We start from the raw sequence: 14,051 nt of genomic DNA, 5'->3' as shown, positions 1-14,051 counted from the left end.
CAGACAGGCGAATGGGCAGTTCCCGCGCGCCTAGTGGGCAGCGGTCAGCTTGAGCGCATCCAGATCCAGCGTGCCTTCAAACACGGTCGTGGCGGGGCCCGTCATCATGACCGGCTGGCCATCGCCCGCCCACGCGATGGTCAGGTCGCCGCCGTGCGTGGCCACCTTGACGGGTGAATCGAGCAGGCCGCGGCGGATGCCGGCCACCACCGCTGCGCACGCGCCGGTGCCACAGGCGAGCGTCTCCCCCGCGCCGCGCTCGTACACGCGCAGGCGCACGGAATGGCGATCGACGATCTGCATGAAGCCCGCATTCACGCGACGCGGAAACACGGCATGCGATTCGATCAGCGGGCCATCTTCCAGCACGGGGAAGGCTTCCGTATCGTCGACAATCTGCACGGCGTGCGGATTGCCCATCGACACGGTCGACAGCCATTCGGTCCGGCCGTTGATCTGCAGCGCGTGCTGCGTGTCGTCGCCTTGGGTGCGGGTGGGCAGGCCTTCAGGCAGGAACGGCAGGCGCGCCGCCTCGAACACCGGTGCGCCCATGTCGACTGTGACCTGGCCGTCGTCCTGCATCGTCAGCGTGGCGATGCCGTTCATGACTTCCACACGCACGGTGCGTTTGTCGGTCAAACCGCGGTCGGTGACGAACTTGACGAAGCAACGTGCGCCGTTACCGCAGTGCTCCACCTCGCCGCCGTCGTGGTTGAAGATGCGGTAACGGAAGTCGACATCGGGCCGTGTCGAACGCTCGACCAGCAGGAGCTGGTCCGCCCCCACGCCGAAGTGGCGGTCGGCAATGGCAGCCCATTGCTCGGGCGTGAAGTCGATCGGGGTCTGGATGCCGTCGAGCACGACAAAGTCGTTGCCCGCGCCGTGCATCTTGGTGAAGTGCAGTTTCATGGCTGGCCGCACAGATGCGGCGATGAGCGTTCGGAAAACACCCATTCTAAAGGGAGCCGGCCGGGGTTGGCGCGGGCCGGCTCCCCGCATCAATAAATGCCCGGCATGCCCTCGGGACGGTGCTTGAAGCGCTTGTGCACCCAGTAGTACTCGGTGATGCGCGGGCGTATCGCGTCTTCAAAGAAGGCGTTCATGCGGCGCGTGTCGGCGGTCAGATCGCCGGTGGGGTAGTTCTCCCACGCGGGCAGGATGCGCAGCGCGTAGCCCTCGTAGTTGGGCAGGATCTCGGTGTACATCGGCACGACCTTGGCACCGGTCATCGATGCCATGCGCGGGATGGCGTTGAGCGTGAGCGCCGGTACACCAAAGAATGGCACGAACTCCGAGTCGCGCTCGCCGAAATCCATGTCGGAGATGAGCTGCAGCGCCTCGCCGCGCTTGATGGTACGCATGATCTGGCGGATGTTTTCGTTGCGCGACACCATGGTCGCGCCAAAGCGGCTGCGCAGCGCCTTGATGGCGTCATCGAGCACCGGGTTGGCCATGCGCGTGTACAGCGAGCAGCCGGCGTTGCCGACGTGCTTGCGCAGGTAGTCGGTGAGCGCCAGCGCGCCGATCTCCACGCCCGACAGATGCAGCGTGACGAGAATGTGCGGCTGGCCGTGCAGCGCTGGCAGATTGGCCTGGTCGTCGATCTTCACCACGCGCATCAGGCGCTTTTCCGACGCGAACCACGCAAACGAGCGCTCGGCAAAGCTGCGGAAGACCTTGCGGAAGACTTCGTGCGCCATGGCTTCGCGCTCGGCTTCGGACTTCTCGGGAAAGCACGCGCGCAAGTTGGCCAGCACCACGCGGCGGCGGCCATTGGGAATGCGGTACAGCAGCCCGCCCAGGCCTTCGCCAAAACGCGCGACAAAGCCGTACGGCAGGAAGGACAGCAGCCACAAGAAGCCGAGTCCGAGTTTGGCAGAGAGACGTTCCATAAAGGCAGCAGTGTCAGGCAGCGGGCGGAGCGTCCGCGCCCTTGGGATGCTTGTAGCGGTTATAGCCCCAGAGATATTGCGTCGGCGCCACGGCAATCAACCGTTCGACGGCGGCATTGATGCGGGTGGCGGCCTGCGTTGCGTCTTCGGGCAGATCGCCAATCTCCTCCAAGTGCAGGCGATAGCCTGCGCCGCGCGGCAGCCGTTCGGCAAACAATGCCACGACGGGTGCACCCGTGAGCCGATGCAAACGGTGCACCAGCGTCATCGTATAGGCGGGCTTGCCGAAGAACGGCGCCCATACGCCCTCGCCGGCGGTGGGGGTCTGGTCGGGCAGGATGCCGACGGCCTCGCCGCGCTTGAGTGCGCGCACCAGCATGCGCACGCCACGCGGGTCTGCCGGTGCCATCTGCATGTTCGGTCCCGCCCGCATGGTTTCAATCCAGCCGCGCAGGCTTGCCTTGCGCGGCGGCTTGAACAGCGAGGTGACGGGGTGCTCACGCGCATAGGCCTGCGGCAGCACTTCAAAGCAGCCCAGGTGCGGCGTCAGGAAGATCAGGCCGCGCCCATCTGCAAGCGCGCGCTCGACGACCGTCCGGCACACGTCGAACAGGTGAGGGGCGACGTCCGCCCCGTTCTTGCGCACCCAGAAGTAGGGCATCTCGAACACCATGCGGCCGGCGGATCGCCCAGCCTCCTTGAGCATGGCGGGCGTGACGTCGGGATAGGCGTGGCGGAAGTTGGCAATGAGCCGGTCGTGATAGCGGCCGGGCACCTTGGCCGCCAGCGCCCCCAGCCAGCCGCCCAGCGCCTGCAGCGCGGATAGGGGCAAGCGTGAAAACAGCCAGAACAGGAAGGTCATGCGTGCGGTCGCAGCAATGTGTTGGTCGCAGTCGACAGGGGAGCAGGGTCTTGACAGGCCTTGCTGCGGCCCCGAAAAGTGCCGCGTATAATAACGCGATTCGCCGAGTTAACTGACAACTTGCGGGGCGAATCCTTGCTTGGCCACAAACCTCGGCAAGGTTGCTAAATACCGCTAAAGCGTCGCCGGCCGTGGCTCAACGGATTGGCAACGTGATAGCCAATCTGGAGCTAACAGCCGTGTCAAACGACTTCCTCTTCACCTCGGAGTCGGTCTCCGAGGGCCATCCCGACAAGGTCGCCGACCAGATTTCCGACGCCATCCTGGACGCCATCCTCGCCCAGGACAAATATGCGCGCGTCGCAGCAGAAACGCTGTGCAACACCGGCCTGGTGGTGCTCGCGGGTGAAATCACCACGACGGCCAACGTCGACTACATCCACGTTGCGCGCGAAACCATCAAGCGCATCGGCTACGACAACACCGAATACGGCATCGACTACAAGGGCTGTGCCGTCCTCGTCGCTTACGACAAGCAATCGCCGGACATTGCCCAGGGCGTCGACCGCGCATCGGACGACTACCTCAACCAGGGCGCCGGCGACCAGGGCCTGATGTTCGGCTACGCGTGCGATGAAACGCCCGAGCTGATGCCCTTCCCGATCTACTACGCGCACCGCCTGGTCGAGCGCCAGTCGCAACTGCGCCGCGACGGCCGCCTGCCCTGGCTGCGTCCGGACGCCAAGTCGCAGGTGACGGTGCGTTATGTGGATGGCAAGCCGCACAGCGTCGATACCGTGGTGCTGTCCACCCAGCACGCGCCGGAAATGTCGCAAGAGGCCATCCGCGAAGCCGTGATCGAAGAGATCATCAAGCCGGTGCTCCCGTCGCACATGCTGGCCGAGACCAAGTACCTGGTGAACCCGACCGGCCGCTTCGTCATCGGCGGCCCGCAAGGCGACTGCGGCCTGACCGGCCGCAAGATCATCGTCGACACGTACGGCGGCGCCGCCCCGCACGGCGGCGGTGCGTTCTCGGGCAAGGACCCGTCGAAGGTCGACCGCTCGGCGGCGTATGCCGCGCGCTACGTGGCCAAGAACGTGGTGGCCGCCGGTCTGGCGCGCCAGTGCCAGGTGCAGGTGAGCTACGCGATTGGCGTCGCACGCCCGATCAACATCACGGTGTACACGGAAGGCACGGGCGTGATCCCGGACGAGCAGATCGCCAAGCTCGTGCAGGAGCACTTCGACCTGCGCCCGAAGGGCATTGTGCAGATGCTGGACCTGCTGCGCCCGGTCTACGAAAAGACCGCCGCGTATGGCCACTTCGGCCGCGAAGAGCCCGAGTTCAGCTGGGAAGCCACCGACAAGGTCCTGCTGCTGCGCGAAGCGGCCGGCCTGGCCGGCGAGCCGGCCAAGGCGTTTGCCTGAGGCCACCCTGCTGCAGACAAGAAACCGCCTCTCGGGGCGGTTTTTTGTTGCGTGCTTGGTAATACCGCGCTCACGGCATCTTGCTGAGAATGCCGTTCATCTCATCTGCGGAAAACGCCCTCAGCGTCTGCGAACGGACATTGCCCGCCGCGGCCAGCGCCAGCCCGAAGGCCGTCATGGCGGCATCGTCCGGGCCCTCGCAGATCACGGCGAGGTCGTACTGGCCCAGCGTCCAGTAGATCGCCTTCATGTCGATGCCGGCCGCCTTGGCCAGTTCGCGGGCCGCAGCCGCCCGCTTGGTGGTGTCTTTCACGCTGCGGATGCCCTGGTCGGTAAAGTTCAGCAGGGCCAGAAAAGTTGCCATGGTGCATCTCCTGATCGGCGGGAGTCGGAGGGAAGCCGCATCGCGCGCCGCCGAAACGCGCGGGAGGCGCTTTCGTGCAATGTGCACGCCAGGCAAGCTGGCAGGCCGCATTGCGGCAACATCGCGCCCACACCGGCCCGTTCCAGCCCGTGCAGTGCCCCGGATGGTTTCAGATGCGATACACCGCCGCTGACAAGCGCCCATTGCGCAACTTCGGTCAGGCACGGCGGTATCACACGCGCTAACGTATCGCCACCCAGGAGCCCAACCTGACCACCGCCACCGACCGCTACCTCGCCCGCTTCCGCGCCGTGCTTGCACACATCGACGCGCATCTGGAAGACACGCTGGATGTAGACGGGCTGGCCGGGGTGGCCGCGTTTTCCCGGCACCACTTCCACCGCCAGTTCTCGTTGCTGTTCGGCATGAACGTCGGGCGCTATGTGCAGTTGCTGCGCCTGAAGCGCGCCGCGCATCAACTCGCCTATCGCGACGATGCGCGCATCACCGACATCGCACTGGCGTGCGGGTACGAAGGGCCGGAGGCATTTGCGCGGGCGTTCCGCAGGCAGGCGGGGCAATCGCCGTCGGCATTTCGGGCGGCGCCGCAGTGGACACCCTGGGCTACCGATCTACAGGCGCTGCGCGCCCTCAGGAGCCAACACATGCCGGCACAACCGCAAACCCAATCCGTTGAGATCGTCGAGCGCGAGGCCGTCGCGGTCGCCGCCATCGAGCACCGCGGCGATCCCGCGCGCCTGAGCGAGACTCTCCGCACGTTCATCGTCTGGCGCCGTGAGCATCGGCTGCACCCGAGCGTTTCGGCCACGTACAACGTCGTCTACGACAATCCCGACGATGTGCCGCCCGAGGCGTTCCGCATGGACATCTGCGCGGCCACGCGCGCGCCGATCGCCCCCAATGCAGCGGGCGTAGCGGGCAAGACGCTGGCGGGCGGCCGCTACGCCGTGCTGCGCCACACGGGCTCCGACGACACGCTCGGCCAGAGCGTTGCGTACCTGTATGCCGACTGGCTGCCCGCCAGCGGCGAGGAATTGCGCGACGCGCCGCTGCTGTTCCAGCGCGTGCGCTTTTACCCCGACGTGCCCGAGCACGAAGCCGTGACGGACGTGCTGCTGCCGCTCAGGTGAACGTTCAGGCGTCCAGGTGAACCTGGATGCCGGTGGCCGTGTAGATGGCCGTGGCCTGGAAGCCGTCCACCACCACCGTCGAGAACTGGCGGTTGCTGCCCGCGCCATCCACCACGGCGATGGTGTCGCCCACCTTGGGCGTGTAGCCGTTCACGAACTTCAGGTGCAGCGTGCCGCCCGCAATGGTGGTAAGGCCGGCCACGCTGAGCTTGCCCTGGCCGTTCGGGCCGATGGCGAGGTCGAGCGTGGTGCCCTGCAGTTGGGTGAACTTGCCCGCAATGGCCACCGCCGCCGGCGCGTTGACGGCCAGCGTGCCAGCGCCGACATACACATCGCCCGTGCCGAATGCGTTGGCCGAATCGGCTTCCAGCACGCCGCTTGCGACCTGTGTGCCGCCGGTGTAGGTGTTGGCGCCGGCCAGACGCAGCCTGCCGGTGCCTTGCAAGGTGAGCTTGCCCGCGCCCGAGATGGCATTGCGCCACGTATCGGCCGCGTTGAAGCCGCCCTGCGTTGCGTCCATCGACACGATCACGTTGCCGTTGAACGCGCCGTAGTCGTCGGCAGCCGCAAACAGGTTGAGGCGGCCCCAGCCTTCGGCGTCGTCGAGCACCGGGTAGCCGGACGCCAGCTCCGTGGTCTTGAGCACCACGCGGCGCTGGTCGGCGCTCAGGTACGGGAAGCGCGTTTCCAGCAGCACCTCGGCGCCCTTGGGCACCACCGGCGCCAGTGTCGTGGCGCTGATCTGCGAGAAGCCAAACGTCATCCGGCGCGTGAAGTTGGCCTGATTGGTGGCGTAGTCGGCAAAGCGGTCGGTGGCCGGCGTGCCCGACTGGGCCAGCGCCGGGAAGGTCGTGGCATCGGTGCCGGTCTGCGCCATCAGCGCGGTGTGCGCCTGCGTGAAGGCAGCCGCCTTGAGCGCGGCGTTGGCCGGGTCGACCAGATTGGCCGCCGCGGCGGCAATGCCGATCATGCGGCCGGACATCACATCCAGCGGTGAATGCATGCCCGCCAGGATGCGGTTCTCGCCCAGCTCCTGGCCGCGTGCAAGCATCTGCTGGGAGCCCTCAGGCACCAGGTACGGCAGCTGTGTCGACAAAGCCCGGGTCTGCGGGCGGCGCCGGAATGGCCTGCGTGGTGGCAGCGGGCGTGCTGCTGGTGGTGTCATCGCCGCCGCACGCGGTGAGCGCGAGGGCACCGAACAGCGCAACGAGGCTGGAGCAAAGACGCGGGCGGGAAAACGCGGGGCGGGCAGTGAAGGCCATGGTACGGCGGGCTCGCAACCCGCAGAGCGCGCTGGAAAGCGCGGCAGTCTCGACACGCGCCACGAAACAACGGTGACGTTTCGTTGACAAATCCGCGTGATCTTCGCCCTACATTGGGGCATTCCGCGTCATGACAGCGCTAACAGTGAGTTATGTCACGGCGTGATAGAATCGCCGGCTGCATTCTTTGACATTGGTGAAGCCTGGTCCGGGCAATCGCCGTCCGTCGACCATGTCCTCTTCATCCCTGCATCCCGCCCTGCGCCGCTGGCTCCACAGCTTCATTCCTGCACCCGTGACGGTGCGCTGGAGCGAGCGCGTCCGTTCCGCAGTCGGCGCCCTCGTCGGCATCCTCTTTACCGGCACGATGATGAAGATGGTGCCGGGCGCTTCCACCCTGATCCCGCTGCTGGTCGCCCCAATGGGCGCCTCTGCCGTGCTGCTGTTTGCGGTGCCCGCCAGTCCGCTCGCGCAGCCGTGGTCGATCATCGGCGGCAACCTGGTGGCGGCTACCGTGGGCGTGACGTTCGCGCTGCTGGTGAATGATCCGGTGATTGCCTCTGCGCTGGCCATCTCGGCGGCCATTGCCGGCATGTTCGCACTGCGCTGCGTGCACCCGCCATCGGGCGCGGTGGCGCTCACCGCCGTGATTGGCGGCCCGGCCGTGCATGCCCTGGGCTATCGCTTCGTGCTCGAGCCGATCCTGATCCAGTCTGCGCTGCTGCTGGTGGGCGCGCTGGTGTACCACGCGGCCACGGGCCACCGGTATCCGCACGCACAGCGCCTGCCCGCTGCCGAGCGTCCGCCTACCGCGGCCGGGTTCACCCGCGCCGACATCGTGGCAGCGCTGCGCCGCCAGAGCGAGCTGCTCGACATCGACCCCGAAGACATCGAAGCCGTGCTGCGCGAGATGCAGCTGCAGGCCTACACGCGCACCTTCCAGGCGCTCACCTGCGCGGACATCATGACCACGCCGGTGGTCACGGTCTTGGCCGGCACGTCGATCCCCCGTGCATTGGAACTGCTGCGCCAGCATGGTTTCAAGGCATTGCCGGTCGTGGACGAAGGACGGCGCGTGGTGGGGATCGTCACGCGTGTCGACCTACTCGGCCTGGCGCCAGCGGACATGCGCCAGACGCTGCGCCGCTGGTTCAGCATCGGCGCGCTCACACCCCCGCGCGTGGCCGATCACATGAAGACGCGCGTGCAGACCATCGCCGCCAACGCGCCCATGTCGGATCTGGTGCCGATGTTTGCCAGCGCCGGCCACCACCACATTCCGGTGCTGGATGCCGACGGCCGGCTGGCCGGCATCGTCACGGAATCCGACTTGGTGGGCGGGCTGTACCGTCAGGCCAACATCGAGCCACAGGCGGCCTGAGCGGCCATCAAACCGCATCCATCGGCAACTCACGGAACGCGCCCAGCTGTTCCGCCGCCACTGAGTACGCCACCAAGCGCGGGTAATCCGCCGCCGGCACGCGATCGGCCACCATCAACTGGATGAAGGCCCAGGCCACGGCCACTGTGACGCCGGCCTGCGTCAGCTCATTCTCCTCGACGGGCAAGGGCGCGTCCTTCCACTCCGCTTCCAGTGCTTCCACCGCTGCCAGCAACTGGCTGTGCACGCGCTCGACCCACGGTCCGTGCACTTTCTCGCTCGGGCGCAGGTTGTGTTCATAGACGATCTGCACGGCCTTCTCGCACGCGGCCAGCGCCAGGCCAATCACGCGCAGCGCGTGCTGGCGCTCGGCAATGGCGGCGGGCATCAAGCTGCGGCCTGCCAGCGTTTCTGCGTAATCGATGATGAGCGTGGAGTCGATCAGCACGGTGCCGTCGTCGCACACCAGTGTGGGCGCCTTGACCACGGGGTTGATGGCGCTGAACTGATCGAAATGCCGGAAGACCGAGACCGCCGCGTGCTCGAACGGCAGCCCGAGCAGCTTCAGCGAAATGGCCGTGCGGCGCACGTACGGTGAATCAAGCATGCCGATCAACTTCATGAAATCTCCTCGCTGTTGGAGCGTCGGTGGGTAGAAAACCTTGGTGCGAAGCGCATGGCTGCGCGGGCACGGATGCACATGATAGACAGCCAGCGCAAAGCGTGCCGGCCGCCTCAGGCACGTTTTCTGCGTGCGCCGCATGGCTTTGAGCCGTCTGTTGCCGACACCGGCCGGCCTCCCGATTTTCTAGAATGACCACAACTCGGGTGCACTGTGCTGCCCGCCGGACAGGAGACCTTATGCCGTTTCTCGCGCATCACCATGACTGCCTCGGCTGGAACGGTGAGATGGCGCAGCGCGTGCTGGCATTCGATTGGGCCTCCACTGAACTGGGCCCGATCCAGGACTGGTCACCCAGCCTGCGTGCCGCCGTGCACATGGTGCTGGCGTGTCCGGTGCCGCTGGTCATGCTGTGGGGCCGCCACGGCTACATGGTCTACAACGATGCCTACGCCGTGTTTGCCGGCGGGCGTCATCCCTATCTGCTGGGTTGCCCCGTTGAACTGGGCTGGCCCGAAGTGGCCGACTTCAACCGCCATGTCATGGACGTCTGCCTCGGTGGCGGCACGCTGTCGTACCGCGACAAGGAACTTGTCCTGCTGCGCAACGGCCGCCCCGAAGACGTGTGGATGGATCTTTACTACAGCCCGCTGCCCGATGACACCGGCCGCCCGGCGGGTGTGCTGGCCATCGTGGTGGAAACCACCGAGCGCGTGCAGACCGAGCGCGAACGGCAGGCTGCCGAACAGGCCCTGCGCCAGTTGACCGAAACGCTGGAGCAACGCGTGGCCGATGCGCTGTCTGCCCGCGCCGAAGTGGAAGCGCAATTGCGCCAGGCCCAGAAGATGGAAGCCATCGGCAACCTGACCGGCGGCGTGGCCCACGACTTCAACAACGTGCTCCAGGTGATTGCCGGCAATCTGCAGATGCTCTCGGTGGAGGCGCCGAACAACACGCGCGTGCAGCATCGGATTGCCGCCGCCACGCGTGCCGTGCAGCGCGGTGCCACGCTGGCGGCGCAGCTGCTCGCCTTTGCGCGCCGCCAGCAGCTCTCGCCGGCGGTCGTCAACCCGACGCGGCTGGTCCAAGGCATGAGCGAGATGCTGCACCGCGCACTGGGCGAAGCCATCAAGGTGGAAACGCACCTGGCCGCCGACTTGTGGAACGTCCAGGCCGACCGCAACCAGCTCGAGAACGCGCTGCTGAACCTCGCCATCAACGCACGCGATGCTATGCGCGGCGGCGGCATGCTCACCATTGCCGCCAACAACGTCACGCTCGACAACACACAGGCGGACGTGCGTGATCAGCTTACCCCCGGCGACTACCTTGTCTTCTCCGTCACCGATACCGGCGTGGGCATGCCGCCCGAAGTGGTCGAACACGCTTTCGAGCCCTTCTTTACCACCAAGCCCGACGGCCACGGCACGGGCCTGGGGCTCAGCATGGTGTTCGGCTTCGTCAAGCAGAGCGGCGGGCACATCGCCATCGACAGTACAGTCGGACAAGGCACCACGGTGCAGCTCTACTTCCCGCGCTGCACGGAGGCGGCCCCGGACGATGCCGTCGAGCTGCGCGACACCATCGTTACGCCCATGGGCGGGCGCGAGACCATCCTCGTGGTGGAGGACGATACCGACGTGCGCCTGACCGCCGTCGACATGCTGACCCAACTCGGTTACCGCGTGCTCACGGCCGCCAACGGCCAGGCCGCGCTCGACCTCATGAACAGCGGCACGTCCATCGACCTGCTGTTTACCGACGTGATCATGCCAGGCCCCATCAAGGGCAGCGAACTGTCGATACGCGCCGCGCAGCGCGTGCCGCCACTGCCGGTGCTGCTCGTCTCGGGCTATCCGCGTGACGAGGTGCAGCACGACGGCAGGCTGCCGCCGGGTGTGACACTGCTCGGCAAGCCCTACCGGCGTGATGACCTGGCGCGCATGGTGCGCAACGTGCTCACCGCCAGCCGCACCGCGCAGGCACAGGCGCAATCGGCATCGCCATCGGCGGGCCCTGCCGTGGCTACAGACGCTTCACAACCGCCTGCGGTGCTGCTGGTGGAAGACGACACCGCCTCGCGCGAAGCCATGCAGGAGGTGCTCACCACCTTCGGCCTGCAATGCGTGGCCGCCGTCAATGCCGAAGACGCCCTTGCACTGGCCCGCACGCGCTCCGTTCAGGTGCTGCTGACCGACCTCACCCTGCCCGGCCAATCCGGCGCGAACCTCGCCCGCACGCTGCTGCGCATGCAACCGCAACTGCAGGTGCTGCTGATGTCCGGCTATGGCACGGAAGCCGAGATTGGCGAGCCCATTGCCGGCGCACGCCTGCTCGGCAAACCGATCGACCTGATGACGCTGCAGCAGGCGCTGGCGCCGTGGCTCGGCGCAACCGTAAGGGCTGCCGATACGCAGAATGTGACGAACGCCGCATAACCGAAGCACCCGGTCACAAACGATCTCGCCCGCCCGTCTAGGGAGCATCATCCCCGGACGACACGCCCGCCATGACCAAGCCCAGCCCCGACCGCACCACCCGCACCGACAGCGAAGACACGACCTTCACCGCCGTCCGGCCCCGCCTCTTTGCGATTGCCTATCGCATGCTCGGCAGCCGCGCTGACGCTGAAGACGTGCTGCAAGACGCCTGGATGCGCTGGCACCAAACCGACCAGACCGCGCTGCAATCGGCCGAGGCATGGCTCGTGACGGTGGTCACTCGCCTGTCGATCGACCGCCTGCGCGCCGCCAAGACCGAGCGCGAAGCCTACGTCGGCTGGTGGCTGCCCGAGCCGCTGGTTGAACCCGAAAGCCACGCCCCCACGCCCGAAACCGCCGTGGAACTGGCAGGCGATGTGTCGATGGCCCTGCTGTGGGTGCTCGAGCGCCTGTCGCCCGAAGAGCGCGCGGCGTTTCTGATGCGCCAGGTATTCGATCAGGATTACTCGGAGATCGCCGCCCTGCTGGGCAAGACCGAAGCCGCGTGCCGGCAGATGGTGCACCGCGCATCAGACCGGGTGCAGCAGGAGCGCCCGCGCTTCGATGTCGCGCCCGATGCGCATCGGGACTTGCTCGAGCGCTTTGCGCAAGCCTCACGCACGGGCCAACGCGATGCCATCCGCGCGCTGCTGGCAGATGACGCGCAACTCGTGGGCGACGGCGGCGGCAAGGTGCCGTCGTTCACGCGCATCATTCAAGACGCCGGTCAGATCACCAAGATCTACTGCGAGCTGGTGCGCGCCATGGGCGACGTCCGCTACGTACACGCCCGCGTGAACGGCGAGCCCGGCCTGCTGCGCTACGTGGATGGCAAGCTGGAATCGGCGCAGTCGTTCGTCATCGAGAACGGCCAGATCGTGGCCATCTACGTGGTGCGCAATCCGGACAAGCTGGCGCACATCGGCATCGGCGCATAAAAAAACAAAGTTTTCTTGCGGGGCTGTCACAACGCAGCCGCGCTAGGCGTCTTCAGGGTATGGAGCGACGCAAGGTACCCACCTGCCGCCTGCATCGGCTCCTTCATCAACTCAAACCCTCAGGAGCCACGTATGTCGCAAGCCCCCCGCATTGCCTACTTCCAACTCGCACCGAAGGCATTCAACAACCTGCTGAACCTGTCGAACGGCCTGCGCCGCGACTTGCTGGGCGCCAGGCTGGTCGACCTTGTGCTGCTGCGCGTGTCGCAAATCAACGGTTGCGCCTTCTGCATCGACATGCACTGGGCCGACCTTATCAAAATGGGCGAAGACCCGCGCCACCTGAACGCCGTGGCCGGCTGGCGCGAAGCGCCGTTCTTTACCGAGCGCGAGCGCGGCGCCGCACTGCGCTGGGCCGAACTGGTCACCAACACCCCGCACAGCGATGCCAGCGACGAAGAATTCGCCCGGCTGCGCGAACACTTCAGCGATGAGGAGATCGCCGAGCTGAGCTTTGTGATCGTCACCATCAACAGCTGGAACCTGCTGAACGTGAGCCTGCGCAACCCGGTGCCGCTGAAGGCGCCGCATGTTGCAGCGGCTTAACAGAAAACAGCGGGAAGCTGCGCCAGTACGACGATCGCTGTACAGCAGCGCTTGCGCACATGCGTAGGCGCTGCACCTACAGGTTCAACAGGTTCAGCCGTGCAGGAAGCGCACCATCAGCACTTCGTCTGCATAGCCCGTGGTGGATTTAAGCGCGCGCGGCTCCACGCCGTAGGTCTCAAACCCGCAACGCTCGTACAGTGCCAGCGCTGCATCGTTGCCGCGTACCACCGACAGCGTGAGTTGCTGGACGAGCCCCGTTGCCGCCGCCACGATGCGCTCCACCAGCGCCACGCCCACGCCGCGCCCGCGCGCGGCCGGCGCCACGTAAAAGCCCCACACAAAACCCTTGTGCGCGAGCTTCGCTATCGTTTGCTGCTTGAAGCCGACCATGCCGACGATGCGTGCGTCGCTGCCGGTTCCCGCATAGGCGCCCAGCACGATGGTGGTCGCCAAGCGCTCGGCAAACGCTTCCGTCGAGAGCCCGACCTCGGCCTCGTAGGTTGAACCGAATGCGTCGGGCGAATCCTTGAGCGCAGCAAGACGAATGGCGCGGTAGTCCGCCACGTCAGCTGCATCGACAGAAGACAACTGGCGGATCAAGACTGTGTTGTTCGAGTTTGGGTTGGCGTTGGACATGGCTGGCAAGGCGATCAGCGTGTAGGCAAGAAGCAAACGTAAGCGGCCAGTATCGCGCCAATCACACGCACACGACCTACAGTGCCGCCTCCGTCCATGAAGCCGAGGGCTTTGTCCGTCAATTGGCCTATGTCGGCATGTGCCCAGGTACCTATGCTTCGGGAAACGCGAGTCAACAAATCTACAAACCGCGACAACCGGAACGGGGGGGAGCCATGGCCGAGCTTTTAATCGCCAAAGCGCAACGCAGCAGCAGCGCATACACACAACCCACACCGGCACCGATTCCGCCCGACGCCCCGCGGCACGCACGCGGCATGCACGGCGCCGCGCTGGTGATGGCCGCCGCGCTGTCGCTGGGGCTCAGTGCCTGCGGTGGCGGCGAAGATGCCGGTACCACGACCCCACCGACGAACAACAACAC

General features: G+C 66.3%; 13 protein-coding genes and 2 pseudogenes. 7 read left to right on the top strand and 8 right to left on the bottom strand.

The genetic code is table 11. The annotated features are described in order from the left end of the window. Positions 1-30: 30 nt before the first annotated feature. From dapF to BEK68_RS15515, 3 genes are all read right to left on the bottom strand, one after another. A complete protein-coding gene (gene dapF / locus BEK68_RS15525; RefSeq protein WP_009239317.1) occupies positions 31-909 on the bottom strand; it encodes a diaminopimelate epimerase in 879 nt (292 codons plus the stop codon). Positions 910-998: 89 nt separating this feature from the next. Further along, positions 999-1,892: a lipid A biosynthesis lauroyl acyltransferase gene (locus BEK68_RS15520; protein ID WP_009239318.1), complete on the bottom strand. Its 894-nt coding sequence runs from the start codon at positions 1,890-1,892 to the stop codon at positions 999-1,001. Between the two features lie 13 nt (positions 1,893-1,905). Then, positions 1,906-2,754 carry a lysophospholipid acyltransferase family protein gene (locus BEK68_RS15515; protein WP_009239319.1) on the bottom strand — a complete coding sequence of 283 codons (849 nt, stop codon included), beginning with the start codon at positions 2,752-2,754 and terminating at the stop codon, positions 1,906-1,908. A gap of 239 nt (positions 2,755-2,993) precedes the next feature. Between BEK68_RS15515 and metK the strand changes: the two genes are divergently transcribed. Beyond that, complete coding sequence (gene metK, locus BEK68_RS15510) at positions 2,994-4,184, top strand: methionine adenosyltransferase (RefSeq protein WP_009239320.1); 1,191 nt, start codon at positions 2,994-2,996, stop codon at positions 4,182-4,184. 70 nt (positions 4,185-4,254) lie between these two features. Here the strand turns inward: metK and BEK68_RS15505 are convergent, their stop codons facing one another. After that, entirely contained in the window at positions 4,255-4,548 is a 294-nt protein-coding gene (locus BEK68_RS15505; RefSeq protein ID WP_004635830.1) for a GYD domain-containing protein, read from the bottom strand. A 311-nt stretch (positions 4,549-4,859) separates the two neighbouring features. Between BEK68_RS15505 and BEK68_RS15500 the strand changes: the two genes are divergently transcribed. Further along, positions 4,860-5,699 (top strand): AraC family transcriptional regulator, encoded by an 840-nt coding sequence (locus BEK68_RS15500; protein ID WP_009239321.1) that lies wholly within the window; start codon positions 4,860-4,862, stop codon positions 5,697-5,699. A 4-nt stretch (positions 5,700-5,703) separates the two neighbouring features. Here BEK68_RS15500 and BEK68_RS15495 read toward each other — a convergent pair. After that, positions 5,704-6,783, bottom strand: a pseudogene (locus BEK68_RS15495) (autotransporter-associated beta strand repeat-containing protein); the annotation flags it as partial. Then, positions 6,764-6,961, bottom strand: coding sequence for a hypothetical protein (locus BEK68_RS15490; RefSeq protein WP_009239323.1), 198 nt, complete (start codon positions 6,959-6,961; stop codon positions 6,764-6,766). The pseudogene BEK68_RS15495 and the gene BEK68_RS15490, both read right to left, overlap by 20 nt. 232 nt (positions 6,962-7,193) lie before the next feature. Here BEK68_RS15490 and BEK68_RS15485 point away from each other — a divergent pair, with 232 nt between their 5' ends. Further along, positions 7,194-8,342 carry an HPP family protein gene (locus BEK68_RS15485; protein WP_009239324.1) on the top strand — a complete coding sequence of 383 codons (1,149 nt, stop codon included), beginning with the start codon at positions 7,194-7,196 and terminating at the stop codon, positions 8,340-8,342. A 7-nt stretch (positions 8,343-8,349) separates the two neighbouring features. Here the strand turns inward: BEK68_RS15485 and BEK68_RS15480 are convergent, their stop codons facing one another. Then, positions 8,350-8,964, bottom strand: coding sequence for a glutathione S-transferase (locus BEK68_RS15480; protein ID WP_004635840.1), 615 nt, complete (start codon positions 8,962-8,964; stop codon positions 8,350-8,352). A gap of 239 nt (positions 8,965-9,203) precedes the next feature. Here BEK68_RS15480 and BEK68_RS15475 point away from each other — a divergent pair, with 239 nt between their 5' ends. The 3 genes from BEK68_RS15475 to BEK68_RS15465 all read left to right on the top strand — a co-directional run bounded on the left by BEK68_RS15475 (position 9,204) and on the right by BEK68_RS15465 (position 12,988). Continuing rightward, entirely contained in the window at positions 9,204-11,402 is a 2,199-nt protein-coding gene (locus tag BEK68_RS15475) for a hybrid sensor histidine kinase/response regulator (RefSeq protein WP_009239325.1), read from the top strand. Between the two features lie 71 nt (positions 11,403-11,473). Next, entirely contained in the window at positions 11,474-12,382 is a 909-nt protein-coding gene (locus BEK68_RS15470; protein WP_004635843.1) for an RNA polymerase sigma-70 factor, read from the top strand. A 132-nt stretch (positions 12,383-12,514) separates the two neighbouring features. Next, the gene (locus BEK68_RS15465) at positions 12,515-12,988 is read left to right on the top strand and encodes a carboxymuconolactone decarboxylase family protein (protein ID WP_009239326.1); all 474 of its coding nucleotides are present in this window, start codon (positions 12,515-12,517) and stop codon (positions 12,986-12,988) included. 93 nt (positions 12,989-13,081) lie between these two features. Here BEK68_RS15465 and BEK68_RS15460 read toward each other — a convergent pair whose 3' ends face one another. Continuing rightward, positions 13,082-13,627 carry a GNAT family N-acetyltransferase gene (locus BEK68_RS15460; RefSeq protein WP_009239327.1) on the bottom strand — a complete coding sequence of 182 codons (546 nt, stop codon included), beginning with the start codon at positions 13,625-13,627 and terminating at the stop codon, positions 13,082-13,084. A 215-nt stretch (positions 13,628-13,842) separates the two neighbouring features. On the opposite strand from BEK68_RS15460, the pseudogene BEK68_RS15455 reads away from it, so the two are divergent. After that, positions 13,843-14,051: pseudogene (locus BEK68_RS15455) on the top strand (YncE family protein); the annotation flags it as partial.

It is taken from the genome of Ralstonia pickettii (assembly GCF_001699815.1).
GTDB lineage: Bacteria > Pseudomonadota > Gammaproteobacteria > Burkholderiales > Burkholderiaceae > Ralstonia > Ralstonia thomasii.
This window is presented reverse-complemented; position numbering and strand designations above follow the sequence as displayed.